This window comes from Kordia periserrulae (assembly GCF_003054265.1).
Lineage (GTDB): Bacteria > Bacteroidota > Bacteroidia > Flavobacteriales > Flavobacteriaceae > Kordia > Kordia periserrulae.
The window spans coordinates 169,225-184,192 of sequence record NZ_QBKT01000007.1; the positions used below are offsets into that span (position 1 = coordinate 169,225).

General features: G+C 36.9%; 9 protein-coding genes. 5 read left to right on the forward strand and 4 right to left on the reverse strand.

The window, feature by feature from the left end; all coding sequences use genetic code 11:
* Nucleotides 1-2,208 (reverse strand): peptidase domain-containing ABC transporter, encoded by a 2,208-nt coding sequence (locus C8N46_RS15180; RefSeq protein ID WP_108115765.1) that lies wholly within the window; start codon nucleotides 2,206-2,208, stop codon nucleotides 1-3.
* Between the two features lie 266 nt (nucleotides 2,209-2,474).
* On the opposite strand from C8N46_RS15180, the gene C8N46_RS15185 reads away from it, so the two are divergent.
* The 5 genes from C8N46_RS15185 (at nucleotide 2,475) to C8N46_RS15205 (ending at nucleotide 10,300) form a co-directional block, all read left to right on the forward strand.
* Nucleotides 2,475-3,761 (forward strand): AAA family ATPase, encoded by a 1,287-nt coding sequence (locus C8N46_RS15185; protein WP_108115766.1) that lies wholly within the window; start codon nucleotides 2,475-2,477, stop codon nucleotides 3,759-3,761.
* A gap of 293 nt (nucleotides 3,762-4,054) precedes the next feature.
* Complete coding sequence (locus C8N46_RS15190; protein WP_211314500.1) at nucleotides 4,055-5,314, forward strand: phosphatidylserine decarboxylase family protein; 1,260 nt, start codon at nucleotides 4,055-4,057, stop codon at nucleotides 5,312-5,314.
* A gap of 31 nt (nucleotides 5,315-5,345) precedes the next feature.
* Nucleotides 5,346-7,175, forward strand: coding sequence for a hypothetical protein (locus C8N46_RS15195; RefSeq protein ID WP_108115767.1), 1,830 nt, complete (start codon nucleotides 5,346-5,348; stop codon nucleotides 7,173-7,175).
* A gap of 20 nt (nucleotides 7,176-7,195) precedes the next feature.
* On the forward strand, nucleotides 7,196-8,596 hold the full coding sequence (locus C8N46_RS15200) for a hypothetical protein (RefSeq protein WP_108115768.1): 1,401 nt from the start codon (nucleotides 7,196-7,198) through the stop codon (nucleotides 8,594-8,596).
* Nucleotides 8,597-8,761: 165 nt separating this feature from the next.
* Nucleotides 8,762-10,300 carry an RICIN domain-containing protein gene (locus tag C8N46_RS15205; RefSeq protein WP_108115769.1) on the forward strand — a complete coding sequence of 513 codons (1,539 nt, stop codon included), beginning with the start codon at nucleotides 8,762-8,764 and terminating at the stop codon, nucleotides 10,298-10,300.
* 158 nt (nucleotides 10,301-10,458) lie between these two features.
* On the opposite strand, the gene C8N46_RS15210 is transcribed toward C8N46_RS15205, so the two are convergent.
* From C8N46_RS15210 to C8N46_RS15220, 3 genes are all read right to left on the reverse strand, one after another.
* Entirely contained in the window at nucleotides 10,459-10,650 is a 192-nt protein-coding gene (locus C8N46_RS15210; protein WP_108115770.1) for a hypothetical protein, read from the reverse strand.
* 225 nt (nucleotides 10,651-10,875) lie between these two features.
* Entirely contained in the window at nucleotides 10,876-13,755 is a 2,880-nt protein-coding gene (locus C8N46_RS15215; protein WP_108115771.1) for a DUF4961 domain-containing protein, read from the reverse strand.
* Between the two features lie 141 nt (nucleotides 13,756-13,896).
* Entirely contained in the window at nucleotides 13,897-14,958 is a 1,062-nt protein-coding gene (locus tag C8N46_RS15220) for a SusE domain-containing protein (RefSeq protein ID WP_108115772.1), read from the reverse strand.
* Nucleotides 14,959-14,968: the final 10 nt, after the last annotated feature.

A 14,968-nucleotide genomic window follows, 5' to 3' on the forward strand; every position in this document is an offset into this window, starting at 1 on the left:
TTAGTTTCCTAGCTCTAATTGATTTTTTACTAATGTATAATATGCTCCGCGTTTTGCGGTAAGTTCTTCGTGGTTTCCTAATTCGATAATTTTTCCTTTATCCAACACGATAATTTGGTCTGCATTTTTTACCGTACTCAAACGATGCGCTACCACAACAACGGTTTTTCCTTTGTAGAATTCTTGTAAATTCTCCATAATGACCTTTTCATTGTTCGCATCTAGGGCACTGGTTGCCTCATCAAAGAAAATATATTTTGGATCTTTGTACACAGAGCGTGCAATTAAAATTCGCTGTTTCTGTCCACCCGAAACATTCACACCACTCGAACCAATTTTAGTATTATAACCTGATGGCAATTCTTCGATAAAATCTTCAATATTTGCCACTTTTACGGCGTGAATCAAACGTTGCTTGTCAATAATTCCTTCCGAATCAGATTCTGTAATATTTCTTGCAATGGTATCTCCAAACAAGAAACCATCTTGCATTACCGAACCACACGCTCTACGCCAAGTTTTGGTACTAATATCACCTAGTTTGTGCGGTCCAATATGAAGAGAACCTTCGTTAAATTCGTAAAATTTGAGTAATAATTTAATCAAAGTCGTTTTTCCACTTCCGCTGGCTCCTACAATTGCGGTTACTTTCCCTTCTGGAATGTCAACCGTGATATCGTCTAAGATTAACGGTGAACTTTTTCCGCCGTAACGGAAACTTGCATTGGTAATTTTAATAGTTTTATCTTCTGGTAATTCTTTAATGTTTTCTTCAAAACGATCTTCCTCATCGTCTTTATTGTGAATTTCAGACAAACGCTCCAAACTGATTTTCGCATCTTGTCCCGACTGAATAAATGTAATGAAGTTGTTGATTGGTAAGTTTAATTGCCCAATGATATACTGTACCGACAGCATCATACCTAAGGTAAACAACGGATCGTCAATTACAGACGTTGCCGCGATATAGGTTATGATGATATTTTTCAATTCGTTGATAAATCGTCCACCTGTATTTTGTGTTTGCGAAAGCGCCAATCCTTTGATGGAAATTTTAAATAAGCGCACCTGAATGGCTTCCCATTCCCAACGTCTTCTTCGTTCAGAACCGTTCAGTTTAATTTCTTGCATTCCCGAAATCAGCTGATACAAACTACTTTGGTTGTCGGATGATTGATCGAATCGTTTGTAATCGAGTTCCGCACGTTTCTTCATAAATAAAAGTGTCCAACCAATGTACAGGGCTGATCCCACAAAGAAAACGACAAAGATTTGCATGTTATAATACGCCAAAACTCCACCAAAAATGAACATATTAAACGCAGAAAACAACGTATTTAAAGTTGTAGACGACAAGAAACTCTGAATTCGGTTGTGGTCGTAAATACGCTGAATAATATCTCCCGTATTTTTAGAATCGAAAAAGGCAATCGGCAAACGCATCAACTTGATTAAGAAATCAGAAATCAGGTTAATGTTGATACGACTCGTCATGTGAAGTAGAATCCAACCTCGAATCAATTCGACCGTAGTTTGCGAAATAAACAGGGTTAATTGCGCAATTAAGATGAGAAAGACAAAGTTTTTATTCTGATAATTAATACCATAATCCACAACCGATTGCGTTAAAAACGGAAATATTAATTGCAGCAAACTCCCGACCAGCAATCCTAAAATTAATTGAAGAATGTATTTTTTATACGGTTTAAAATACCAAAACAGGAACTTGAAACCATATTCTTTCTTTTCTTCCTTCTCCATTTCATAAAACTCTGGAGTCGGTTCTAACAACAACAAATATCCTTCTGCTGATTCAGAATCGGCAGTAGAACCAATCCAACCTTTTATAAAATCTTCTTTTGAATATTTTACCAAACCATGCGCTGGATCGGCAACATATACGGTATTTCTTTTTATTTTGTAGACGACTACGAAATGACGCTGACGCCAGTGTGCAATACACGGATACGGCACATCATCTACTAACGTTTTGTAATCAACGCTTACTGCCAACGTATGTAGTCCGATTTCTTCCGCAGCTTCCGCAATTCCTCCCAAAGAAACTCCTTCTCTGGTGATGTTGGCTTTCTTTCGTAGAAAGTCAATTGCATAAGCACGTCCAAAATGCTTTGCTACCATACGCAAACACGTAGGTCCACAATCCATTTGATCTAACTGTCGGTAAAAAGGAAACTCTCTCTTTATCATTAACTTTCTTTCTAAAGTAATTTATAGTTTTATGTATGTACGTAAAAATCAAACTTCCTTTTTCGCATTTTCTAACAACCTATACGACATTTGCGATTTTTTCGTGAATTTTAATTGTTTTTCATTTAAAAAAATGCCTTTTATGAGAAAAACACGCACAAATATATACTTTTATTTTATTCACGCAAAACAAAATTTGCCTTTTTGTACGATATTTTCGTATAAAGTAATATATTTGTATTGAATAAATTCTAAAAAACACCCAAATGCTCGTAAAATTCACAGTAGAAAACTATTTATCTTTTAAAAATAGAATGACTATTGATTTCACAGCGACGTCACTTACGGAATTGCGAGATACGAATCTGCATCAAACCGACTTAAAAAATGTAACGTTGTTGAAGAGCATGGTTATTTACGGCGCCAACTCCAACGGAAAAAGTAACTTGTTTAAAGCCATTAAGTTTGCGCGAAAGTTTATTTTAAATTCTTCCAAAGATTCACAATCGGACGAACCGATAGAAGTCCAACCGTTTTGCTTGTCGACAGAAACATTGGAAAAACCAAGTTTTTTTGAGTTGGTATTTATTCACGAAGCTGTCAAATATCGTTATGGTTTTTTAGTAGATGATACCGAAATCCATAAAGAATGGTTGTATATGACCACAAAAAACAAGGAACAGCTTTTATTTGAGCGAGATTTTCAAAAGATTACCATCACCAAAAAATATGATGCCGCGAGTAGCAATTTGACCTCTATTACACGGAAAAATGCGCTATTTTTGTCTGTTTGTGCGCAATTCAATATTCCAACAGGAATGGCGATTTTAAAGGCATTAAGCGGCATCCATTATATTTCAGGAATGCAAGATCGGTACACGGTCAATTTTACCATTGATATGATGGACGATCCTGAGAAGAAAAAATATATTGACAATTTTATTGCGAATGCCGATTTAGGATTTACCGAAACCAAAGTAGAGCGTTTTAAACTCACCGAAGAGATTTTGGAAAAAGGAAATGTTCCGAAAGAAATTCGGAAGATGATTTTAGAATCGGATGAAGAAAATGTTGTGGTGAGTACCAAACACATTATTTACGATGAAAATAACGAAGAAATTGATAGTATTTATTTCAATTTGTTCGTGAGCGAATCGTTGGGGACAGGAAAATATGTAGCACTTTCTGGACCTATTATAGATGCGCTAATTCATGGAAAAACGTTGATTATTGATGAGTTTGACGCACAATTGCATCCACATTTGAGCAAAGCGATTGTAGAATTCTTCAATTCCGCAGAGAACAATCCGAACGGTGCACAGTTAATTTTTGCTTCGCACAATCCGTCGTTAATCAATTCAAAACGTCGTTTGTTCCGTCGCGATCAAATCATTATTACGGAAAAAGACCCATTCGGCGTAACCACCATGGAATCTTTATATGATAAAAAAATTCGCAAAGATGCTTCTTTTGAAAAAGACTATCTCGAAGGCAAATACAATGGCATTCCAGATTTGAAAATTGGCAACGAACTTCAATTGTTTAAAAAATAACTGTCATTTCTTAATTTAACTACTCAAACACACAACAAAAACATCTAAATACTACAACCAGTATTTTTGAAAATCTTTCCTTTTACAGAAACATTCAAAAATCATTTCTATCCTATACATTCTGTGCATTCTTGTAAAATATAAAAGCGCAGCATCTCGCAATTTATATCTGAGTATAAATACGTGTTTTTTCAAATTAGTCAAAATACGTACTAAAATATGCGTTAATAGCCTCATATTTATAACATTACAATTTGTATCGTAATAACAACTAACGCAAAACCAATCATATCATGAAATTATCCAACAAAGATGCACACATGCCCGTAACAAACCGTATGGGAAATTGGCTGCCAACCAAACAAGATGCCGCAATATGGCTTGAAAGAACGAAAAAAGAGGCGAAAAAGAAAAAACAAAAATTGGATCCTACTATTAAAAGCTTTAAAAAGTTAATTGAAACCGATCCTATTATCAATATGTATTTTACGCAAATGTTTCAGCAACAACCAAAATTTGCACCGCCACCTAATAGTGGAGACGTAAAAATTGAAAACTATCAGGAAATGTTGCTTATCATGAATCATGTGTTAAAAACTGCACCTGAGTACAATACAACTGGAATGGTTGGGTTTCCTATCAACGCAATTTTAGATTTTCCAATGATTACCCCAGCAGGCTTGGCAGCATTTGCAGACGCAAAAGTGAACAAAGCACTTCGAAAAATCTTAAAAAAATGGCAAAAATACTTAGATTCTTCTGATTCATTATACGTACTCAACACTTCACCAACCGGATGGATGAGCAAAAGTGCTTACAAAGCGTTGAGCATGCAAGATTTTATTCACGATCCTAAAAAACCTTTTTGGGGTTTTAAGTCGTGGAATGATTTCTTTATTCGTCAATTTAAAAAAGGAAAAAGACCTGTTGCATCACCAAATGACAAAAAAGTAATTGTAAGTGCGTGTGAAGCAGCACCGCTTCGTATTAGCGATAACGTACAACGCACGAGTCAGTTTTGGATTAAAGGGCAGCCGTATTCACTACAACACATGCTCGACGGTCAACATGTAGACTATTACGAAGGCGGAACGGTGTATCAAGCATATTTAAGTGCTGAAAACTACCATCGCTGGCATGCTCCGATTGACGGGAAAATTGTAGAAGTACGTCACGTAGAAGGAACGTACTATTCAGAAGCCGCTTCCGAAGGTTTTGATCCAGCAGGACCAAACAATTCACAAGCATATTTGGCACAAGTTGCTGCAAGAGCTTTGATTTTTATTGACAGTGGCGACAAAAAACTAGGAAAAGTGTGCGTCATGCCGATTGGAATGGCAGAAGTATCTTCCTGCTTAATCACGGTAAAAGTGGGGCAAAAAGTAAAAAAAGGAGAACAAATTGGCTATTTCCAGTTTGGTGGTTCTACACATTGTGTATTATTCCAAAAAGGTGCTATTGCCAATTTTACGCTTCCAGCAATTCCGCAAGGAGAACAAGGAGCCGATTCAAAAATTGTTCCTGTAAATTCTGCTATTGCTATTGCAAACTAAGCTTTCTTAACTAACTCAAAATACCATTACAATGAAAAGAGTCATTATCACCGTATTGCTGGTAGTTGTGTTCGGATTGTTACTGATGAACATGTCCGGCCCGCAAACAAACGACAGTACCTTTATGTTTGATACACCAGCGTATCAAGGCAATAAGGACTTTCAAGACCCTGAGAAAAGAGCTGCCTTTGCAGATGCTTGGGACAAATATGTACATCGATATACCGTAACGTCTGCTGATTATAATTTAAGCGGCGGCTACGATTATACCGTTCCCGGGAAAACTTATGTAAATCCTAAAGAGCATCCTGATTTTTTTAAAGATGCCGCACAAATCGCTGTACGTTGGGAAGCATTTCCAGGGCGAGTGTTGTATTACTTAAAACAAAAATTTATTGACACTTATGGATTTGTAAAAGGTACAGATTTGATGTACAAAATGGTAGATATAGGACCAGAAGCATATCAAGCAGCATACAAAGACAGTATTGTCTACATTCCGCAAAGTCCTTGCAATCCAAATCCTGAAAATTTGAAACTTTTTGATCCCTTAGGACCAAGAGGTTGGCTTGATGAGTATTGCGAAATGGGCATTAAGCGAAATACCGCTAAAAAAATTACCCGACTTCACTTTACATGTGAAAACCCAGAATATTATTGGACAATGTGGAAGATAGACCCTAATAAAGTATTGGAAATTTATCAAAAAACACTCAACAATAACAATATTCAATTGGAAGATTTATACCTCACAGATGCACAAGGAAATGCCGTAATAGATAGAACCACACAATTGCCAGCGTACAATCCAATTAACAAATGGAACAGCGGAACCGAAATGAGTGATACCAAAGGCGGCGCTATGCACTTAACAAGTCCGCCAAATGAATTGAGTGCTGAAATTGTACTTGCGGGCGGCGGAGCTGTGTTGCGCAGTTATAATGTAGAGGAAAACGCAGACGCTAACACATTGATTTGTTGCAGTAAGTACGGTAGACGTTTTCGTCATAGCGATCCGCACATTGGACAAAATGTGTATCAAGCTGTGCAAGAAGGATTGGAAGTTACGCTGTTAAACCCTGTTGGATTGTACTTGCAAGAGCCTTTGTATCAGTATTTTGAACTACCCGACAATGCTCCAGAAGGTGCTAAAATTCAGGATTGTTTCAAATTTGTTCGCGGAGAAGTTCATAATAAAAAAGACCAAATGACCTATCCAAACAATATGATTTTACACATGATTATGGAAGTTCCTGAAAGTTGGGATCAAAGCATCACATTGGAAGATTTTAAAGTATTTGGGAAGAACATAAAATACGGCTCGCAGGTTATGGAAACCATCAAAGTTCAACTTGCCGCAGCGGGAAAACCTGCTTCTACCGAAACCAAAGCCAGAGAACTTGATTGTACTTCCGACAACGGAATTGTTGGCGTGGATTATTTTGTGGATGCCAATATTTTAAAAACTAGCATCAGCGAGTATAATAAATTGAATGTGTTTGCCAACGTCACATGCAATATTACACAAGTAGCACAAGGAACTACAGTAAATAATCTTGCGGTGGTTATCAGCAATGTTGTGGATGCCTACGGAAATGAAATTTCACCTAATGATTTTAAACCAGAAAACTTCAACATCAGCTTTCCCGATAGTAATATTGAAGTTTCCGCGCGTTATGCTGGAAACGACAAAGCCTTTGAAACACTTACAAAAGGAAATGAATACACCTTTATCATTAGTGTAAATGTTCCTGAAGATACGCCTGTTGGACAGTATAGTATTTTAGTAACGCAAAATAATTTTGGGCTCGCAGTACCGCACATGTTAGAAGTGGTCGCTGCTGATGCTTTAGCACAATAATAACCATTAAAATGTATACAATGAAGACAAAAATAATCAGTTTCGTAACTGTTGTAGCAATCCTTTTGGTTATTGGCTGCAATAAAAAAAATACTACATATACAGACTTGTCTGCCTCCAATGCATGCGGCGTTGGCTGCGATACATTGGTATTTTTACCAGACAATCCAATAGATGTAAAACTTCTGAATCAGCAATGTGCCAATACCTTTGCCTGGCAGTCTTTTATTGCGTTGACTTGGCCATCGAGTCCTGTAGAAGCAGGACAACCAGATCGTTCAAAAGGAATAAAAGATTGGGGGAAACCTGGAGATTTGACTCCTATGACGCTTGGAACGTATAAAAGTGCGGAAAGTATTTTTACCAAACACAAACCCACACAATGGGGAAGTAATTTGGACAAGTTGATGGACACAAATCCCAATGATAATGTTTCGTACCGAGAAATCGCTGATTTTAGTAAGTTTGATGACGATGATGAAGTTGTAAACGAGTTGTTTCAAGCTTCTGGAGGAACTTCTTGGCTGACCGATCAAAATGGAAAGTTGATTTGGTACGAAATTAAAGTAAACCATACAGAGTTTGATTATATTTCAACACAGAAATTATACGATCCTGTATACCAAAATAAAATGGCAGAAAATGGCGGAATTTGGTTGCCGAACGGTTCTATTGAGATTAAAGCCTCTTGGCGTGAAATTTCTGATGCAGATTATGACAGATTGAAAAATCGTTATAAAATTATTACCGCTATGGTTCCACAAACAGTAAAAGTAAAAAGCAGAGATTCCGTGATTATGAAGGATTATAAAGAAACGAAACTCGGTTTGGTAGGATTGCATATTATTCAAAAGACTCCAACTATGCCGCAATTCCACTGGGCAACGTTTGAACATGTGGATTTAGCTCCTGAGAAACCATTAAAAGAATCCGATGTAGATTGGTTGTTGTACAATCCTGAGAAATACATGGACACACCAAATCAGACACCAAACGTCAAAAAAGATTCCATTACCACACCTGTTCAGGTGATAAAAGAGCACGAAGCTACTGTTGGATTGGACGCGAAAGTATTGAACAAGTTTGTACACGAACGCATTGCTAAATTGGCTCCAGAAAGTGTTTTTAAATATTACAAATTAGTAGACAGTCAGTGGCCTTCTAGTGCTGTTTCTGATGATGATAATCTAACTTTTACACCGTTAAAAGACGGCGGAAAAACACCGATGATTATGACCAATGTTTCGATGGAAACCTATATTCAAAAGATTTCCTGTTTGGATTGTCATGTCGGTGCTGGAATTAACCATACAAAAGACGGAAAAGAGTATGCATCTGACTATAGTTTTATTTTTGGAATGGCGCAAAGTCAAGATACTACTACGGTAATAACAAAGAAAAAGCTAAAAACACTAAAATAGTGTGATTATCAATAAAAAGGCAACTACTTGGGGCAAGCCCATGAAGTATCCAGTAGAAACCATTCAGACATTTTGACACAAACTTCGGAGCATTTTTAATGCTCGATTATCGAGTAAAAGTGTTGTTGTAATTAAAAATAATTATGAACTAATTTTTAAACATTTATGAAACATTTACTCGTAGTATCATGCTTTTTATTGATTTTATCGACTAGTATTAACCGTGTATTTGCACAACAAACTATCCCAGAAGGAACTAAAATCGCCTTAGTAACCGACTTAAATCGATGGGCAACAGTTTGCAAAGACTGTCAAAAATTAAAATACACTTCCATCAACCTAACAGTAACGTCTAATACTAGCGCTTCTAGTAGAAAACCTAACAAGGAATCTATTTACACTGTAGAATATCAAGATGGGAAAATACGATTGCGCACCTATGCTGGCACATATCTTTCTGTATGTGGCGACTGTAGAAAAAAAGGCCCTAGTTTTCTTTTAGTTGCTTCAATGAAGAAAAAGTCCAATGGAAAAGTACCACGCTATTCATTATTTGATTTTATTCCTGTTAAGGACAGTGATTTTTACATGATTAAAACTTATAATGGGAAATATATAACACGTTACCATCCAGGAAATGATCGTCCTGATATGCTAAAAGGCAAATCGCAAGTATTAGCGGGCTACTACGGAAAAACAGACAGAAGAGCTGGAAAATTTAATGTTATCGCTCTCAATAAAAGTTTTTCTAGAGGATTTGTTGCAGGAAATAAAATTCCAAAAGCTGTAAGACATGCTGATATTATAGGTTTTCAGTGGATGACTCAAACGTCAATAACAAAAAATAGTATTACTTATATACGAAAGAGCTTTGCAAACCAAGAAATATATGCCCCAACAATTCCATGTTTTGGGACTAATTCTGATTCTTTTTGTAGAACCTATATCATGGGAAATACTTCAACTATAAACGAAAGAAGCAAAAACATTTCCTTAAATTTTATCTATAAGATTGAATACTTTGGAGCTGATGCAGGATATAGAATTACAGCAAATGGAAGAGTATTGAGTCCAATTATGACCTCCGATACAACACCTTATTTTGACAATGTTCTTGGTCAATTAGTGGTGTTTGAAAAATTGAAAAATACATCGCTACTAGATCAGTTTTGGAACATTGAGAAAATAAACAACGATTTTTATATTCTTCAAAATAGAGCTTCAGGATTGTATCTTGGAACTACTGGGAATTCAAAAAATGTACTTGTCAATAAAAAAGACGCGCTTCCAATAGCTTTTGAAACATATATGCTAAACGAACTTCCTAAAACATACGAAAACGGATATACTTTTAATACTATTGATGTACCTAATAGTAATGAAATGGTCGTGAATCCATTAAAACTTCCTTTTAGAACATGGCTAGAAACCAAGAATGCTTTTTCTCAAGGCAATTTTAGTTATTTAGGATATGACGATTGGCAAATAGCCACTAGAAAAAAAGTGGAAGAAATTACTAAAAAGTTTCAAAACACATTGTCTGAAAACTATTTAGATCTCTTTTCTTTAAGCCGCTTTTTTTATGTTACTGATTGGACTGGTAATGCTGAAGGACAATTAACAATCCATAGAAAAGGTAATACTCATTATACTTTTGGAAACTTATTAAAAGAAGGAAAAGTTGTATTGTGGCGAGAAAAATAATAGCTTTAAAACCACTAAAAGTTATATCACGATAGGGTATGCTAAAAAGAAATTTTACACGTATTTTAGACAGTCTTTTTTTCTGTTTGAAATAGATAGATTGAGTCTTTACGCAAAAAATAAAGCGAACCGAAGTCCGCTTTACCGATTACTTTCCTTTAGAAGCAACCTGTTCCATCAAAGGTTTCGCAAGCGCGCTCTGCAGCGTCTGTAAACCATTCAACAGGATCGTCACTTGGAACGTCAGAACCTCCACAACCGTGAGTTTTTGGTGGTCGTCCGCCCAATAAACGAAGTGTTGCAATAGACTTTTTGTTGAGTCGTAATGCATTCAAGCTTCTTTTTTTCATAATAAAAAAATTTAAAGTTAATAGTATAATGTTCACACATTTGGAAAGCGTTACCCAGAAGTATCGTATATTTTATTGACTTTATGTTCAATCCATAAAAAAAGACCGCCGTGAAGCGATCTTTTTAAAACATTTTCTTCTTAATTTTTAACGTCGTAATAACACACTAGCTACGAACAAGTTTAGTCAAATAATGATAGCTGATTCACGTATCAGAAAAAAATGTTATTCTATAAGTAATCTCTTAGTTGCCGTTCCTTGATTGGAAACGATTTTTACTAAGTATAATGCATTTGTCAATTCAGAAACATCAAACGAATGTCCTGCGTCAAATCCTCCTGTAAAGGTTTTTAGCTGTTTTCCTGTGATATCAAAAATCTGTACTTCTTCTACTTGTTTGTCTAGTTTGAAGCTGTCAGAAGCTGGATTTGGATATAAGGAAAGCGTATTTGCTGTGTTTTGGAATTCTTCTGTGCTTAGAATTGATTGTTGATTTCCAAAGATTCTAAATTGTCCCGCAGGAATCGCAATTGGATCTGCCGTATTGGTAACGTTGATGCTGGTGTTTCCTGTTTCGTCCATCAAATCGTACCAAGTTCCTGTATATGGAAAGTCTGGAACAATCGTCAAATCTGCCACAGAGAAATTACACAAAATCACTACATTTTTTAAGTCTGTAGCAGGAAGTGCATCATCAAAAATATAAATTCGCTGACGAATGTCGTTGATGTATGGGCTAATGGCATAGTTTCCTTCAAATACAGGTTCGTCTATTTTGAGTTGAATCAATCGTGCCCAATCATTATAAATTTTTGCTCTGTTTGGATCGCCCAACCAATTGTTTGTCCATTGTGGCTGTGGTTTGGTATCTAATTTACAATCACCTGGTGCTGGATCGCTTGGTGTGTTTACCGTTCCGTTGTTACAGGTAAATATAGAATTCTCCATTCCCAACGCGCCAAAGTGCCAAATCATTTTTGGACCAGGAATTGTCAATGAAGCCGCTCCTAAAGCAGACATTCTTGATAAGGCCGTGTTTAAATCTTGTACATTGTGAGACGATAATGCCGTATTTCCAAATTGAAGATTTCTATACATCAATCGTTCTTCATCGTGGCTTTCTGCATATCCAACCAAACGTTTTCCGTTGAAACCTCTACTCGTGTGTCCCATTCTGGTAATATTTGCACTAGAAGCAAAGCCCATCGTTAATTGGTTATATTCATTGGTCATTTTTCCCCATAACATGATTCCTTTTCCTTCATTTAAGCGATAGTCTGCCCATTCTTTTTCTTCATTGTCTTGTCCTAAATGCTCAAAGATGACATAATGTGTATCGTCTATTGACCAAGAATAGTCTGCATATTGCTTTAAGATGGCAACACGGTCGTTTCTGTAACCGTTGGTACAACCTTCATCACTTGCAGTACATTCTTGTGTGAATCCTTTGGTTAAATCCCAACGGAAACCGTCAATATTATATTCTTCAATCCAGTGCTTTACAACGCGTTCTGTATAATACTGTGTTCTTGCTTGTTGGTGATTAAAGTCAGAACCTACGCTATAACTGTGCGTTGCTACTTGATTGAAATATGGATTTTCAGCACTTGGATCGCCCCAACCGTCACCATCTGGATCGTTCATCCACATACGAACCATAGGGTTTCTACCGAATGCATGATTTAAAGCAATATCTAAAATAACCGCAATTCCGTTTTGATGACATAAGTCTACAAACTCTTTAAATTTGTCTGCCGTTCCGTAATATTTATCCAAAGCCATGTGAAATGACGTATTGTATCCCCAACTTTCGTTGCCTTCAAATTCCATGATTGGCATCAACTGAATGGCATTCACGTTTAAGTCTTTAAAGTAATCAATACGGTCAATAAGATCTTGATAATTTCTATCTGCATCAAAATCGCGAATTAATACTTCGTAAATGATTAAATCTTCTTTTTTAGGTTTTACAAAGTTGGTTACTTGCCAGTTGTACGGCGTTTGTCCCGTTTGCAATACCGTTACTTCACGTTCTTGTCCCGCAGGATACGCTGGAAGATTTGGATAGGTTGTTGCTGGAATAAATGGATCATCAAACGGAGATAATACTAAGGTTGAGTATGGATCTGCCGTTTTTACCAATGCTGGTGAGTTCGCAATTGGCGTTTCGTCCACTACCCAATATTGATACGTATAGTTTTGTCCTGGCGTTAATCCTGTGAGTTCTAGCCAAAATTTTCCAGTGGCTCCGTCTTTTTTCATTGCATAGGTTGCGTCTGGTTGCCAGTTGTTGAAGCTTCCTGCAACATATACAAAGTCTTTATTTGGAGCGTCTAATACCAACGTTGCTTTAGACGTATCGGCATCGTAGTTGATTCCGTCTTCCAATCCTGCTGGTAAATTTTCAGTTACCGTTCCAGGATTGATAACTACACTGAATGTTCGTGTAATAGTTGTTCCGCCAAGCGTTACTTCCAACTCGTAACTTTTGTTTTCAGTAATATTCATATCGGTGTATGAATAGGAAGTTCCGCTGTTAGAGTTGATGGTAGTACCATTAGCTTTTAGCACATATGTAGCGCTTCCACCTGTATTGTTTGCCGTAATGGTAAGGTTGGAACCTGACGCTAAAATGGTAGTACTTCCGCTGTTTGGCGTTACTAACGTAGTTTGAAAAGCACCTACATCAAAGAAGAAATCAGAACAGCCCGTTGCTTTTAATTCTTGCGTACCTGTTTCGTTTCTAAACACCATTCCCATTTTGGTAATGGTTGCTGCTTGTGTTGCATTTAAACCGTAATAGGTTTCTGGTGTAATGGTTATTTGCCATAATCCACCGCCCATATCGGTCATTTCTCCAACGCCATCATCTTGTCCCCAGTTTCCGACAACATAGGTCCATGGATTGGCGTCTGTTCCTACACCTGAATGCAGGTATACTTTATTCGGACTGGTAATTCCGTCACAATCCGTCGCTGTGCTGTTGATGTCTACTGTAATGGTAATGGATTGGTTAACCTCAAAAGGATTGGGCGTGATAGTTACTTGCCCAAACGCAATACTTACAAACAGTAAACAGAGTAATATGTGTAATTTTTTTTGCATCTGTGTCTTTGTTTTTATCAGATGGAATTTGTTATGAAGCTTTGAGGTTTCACAACATATTTCATAGCTATTATTTTGATTGTTTATTGTAAAGACAAAAAAGGCTGTAACAATGATTGTTACAGCCTTTTTAAGTGATTTCTAGTTTTGTGTTAACGTATATGTGTACTCTCTAGGATTACTTAAGTCTAACACTACTGTATAGTTTCCTGCTGCTGGTACGGCAATATTATCTCCTCCTGGATTTAATCGTCCGTCCGCTCCAGTATCTCCATAGTTCCAGTCCCAACCATCATTTGCTCTAAACTTAATTTCGTCTGCTGTCAAATTGATAGTGATTGAGAATGTTTGTGTCGCTGGGTCATACGTCATATCGTTATCGCTATCCCAACCTGTTGGTGTAGCAGAACCGATTAATCCCCAGTTTGAATATTGTGTAGCACTGTATGTTAAGTTTTCAGTATCTACTTGTAAAAGGTAGTATCCTGGTGTTGCAGGTACGTTTGATTCTCCATCTACTGCAAGGATTCCTGAGAAACTTCCATCATCTCCCCAATCTGTATTTCCCCAAGCAAAGTTTCCTGCATCATCTGGAGCTACAAATTTGTATTCTGTTTCTAACCAAACATATCCTTCATAGTCAGAAGCTCCAAAGTCTGAAGCAGCTAATCTTGGTGCTGTTGCAGGATCCCAACCTTGGTGGTTTCCAGGTACAGCAATCATTGGTAATGATGTAGTGTATGGTGTTACGTTTAATGTTAACACATCAGACATTTGCTGTTGTGCATCTTGTGTTCCTATAGAAGAAACAATACGAATATCTATATCTCCTGCTACAAATGGACTTAATCCTAATCCGATTACAGCGTCATTTAATTGCGTGTGTGTCCAAGAAAGGAATCTTTCGTTGGTAGAACCTGCGTTCACTGGTGCTGCAAATTCTGTTCCGCCTAAAGCGATTTGTACATCATACGTTATAGCAGTTTGCGTGTCGTAATCTGCATCATCCCACACAAGTGTAGTTGCTACATTTTGAGCGTTATCCGCATTTAAGATTAAAGCGGTTCCTGATGCAGGAGTTCGTAATTCTGGTCCACCTTGAGGAGAAGCAATGATTAGGTTGTCATCATCGCTACATGCGTTGAATCCAACAAAGGCTACGATTGCTAAAAAGCCTGTTGCTATTTTGTTTACTTTTTTCATTTGAATATTT

What these genes read in the sequence shown, in the direction of transcription:
- C8N46_RS15180 (WP_108115765.1), bottom strand. Translation starts at nt 2,208, where the DNA reads ATGATAAAGAGAGAGTTTCCTTTTTACCGACAGTTAGATCAAATGGAT.
- C8N46_RS15185 (WP_108115766.1), top strand. Translation starts at nt 2,475, where the DNA reads ATGCTCGTAAAATTCACAGTAGAAAACTATTTATCTTTTAAAAATAGA.
- C8N46_RS15190 (WP_211314500.1), top strand. Translation starts at nt 4,055, where the DNA reads ATGAAATTATCCAACAAAGATGCACACATGCCCGTAACAAACCGTATG.
- C8N46_RS15195 (WP_108115767.1), top strand. Translation starts at nt 5,346, where the DNA reads ATGAAAAGAGTCATTATCACCGTATTGCTGGTAGTTGTGTTCGGATTG.
- C8N46_RS15200 (WP_108115768.1), top strand. Translation starts at nt 7,196, where the DNA reads ATGAAGACAAAAATAATCAGTTTCGTAACTGTTGTAGCAATCCTTTTG.
- C8N46_RS15205 (WP_108115769.1), top strand. Translation starts at nt 8,762, where the DNA reads ATGAAACATTTACTCGTAGTATCATGCTTTTTATTGATTTTATCGACT.
- C8N46_RS15210 (WP_108115770.1), bottom strand. Translation starts at nt 10,650, where the DNA reads ATGAAAAAAAGAAGCTTGAATGCATTACGACTCAACAAAAAGTCTATT.
- C8N46_RS15215 (WP_108115771.1), bottom strand. Translation starts at nt 13,755, where the DNA reads ATGCAAAAAAAATTACACATATTACTCTGTTTACTGTTTGTAAGTATT.
- C8N46_RS15220 (WP_108115772.1), bottom strand. Translation starts at nt 14,958, where the DNA reads ATGAAAAAAGTAAACAAAATAGCAACAGGCTTTTTAGCAATCGTAGCC.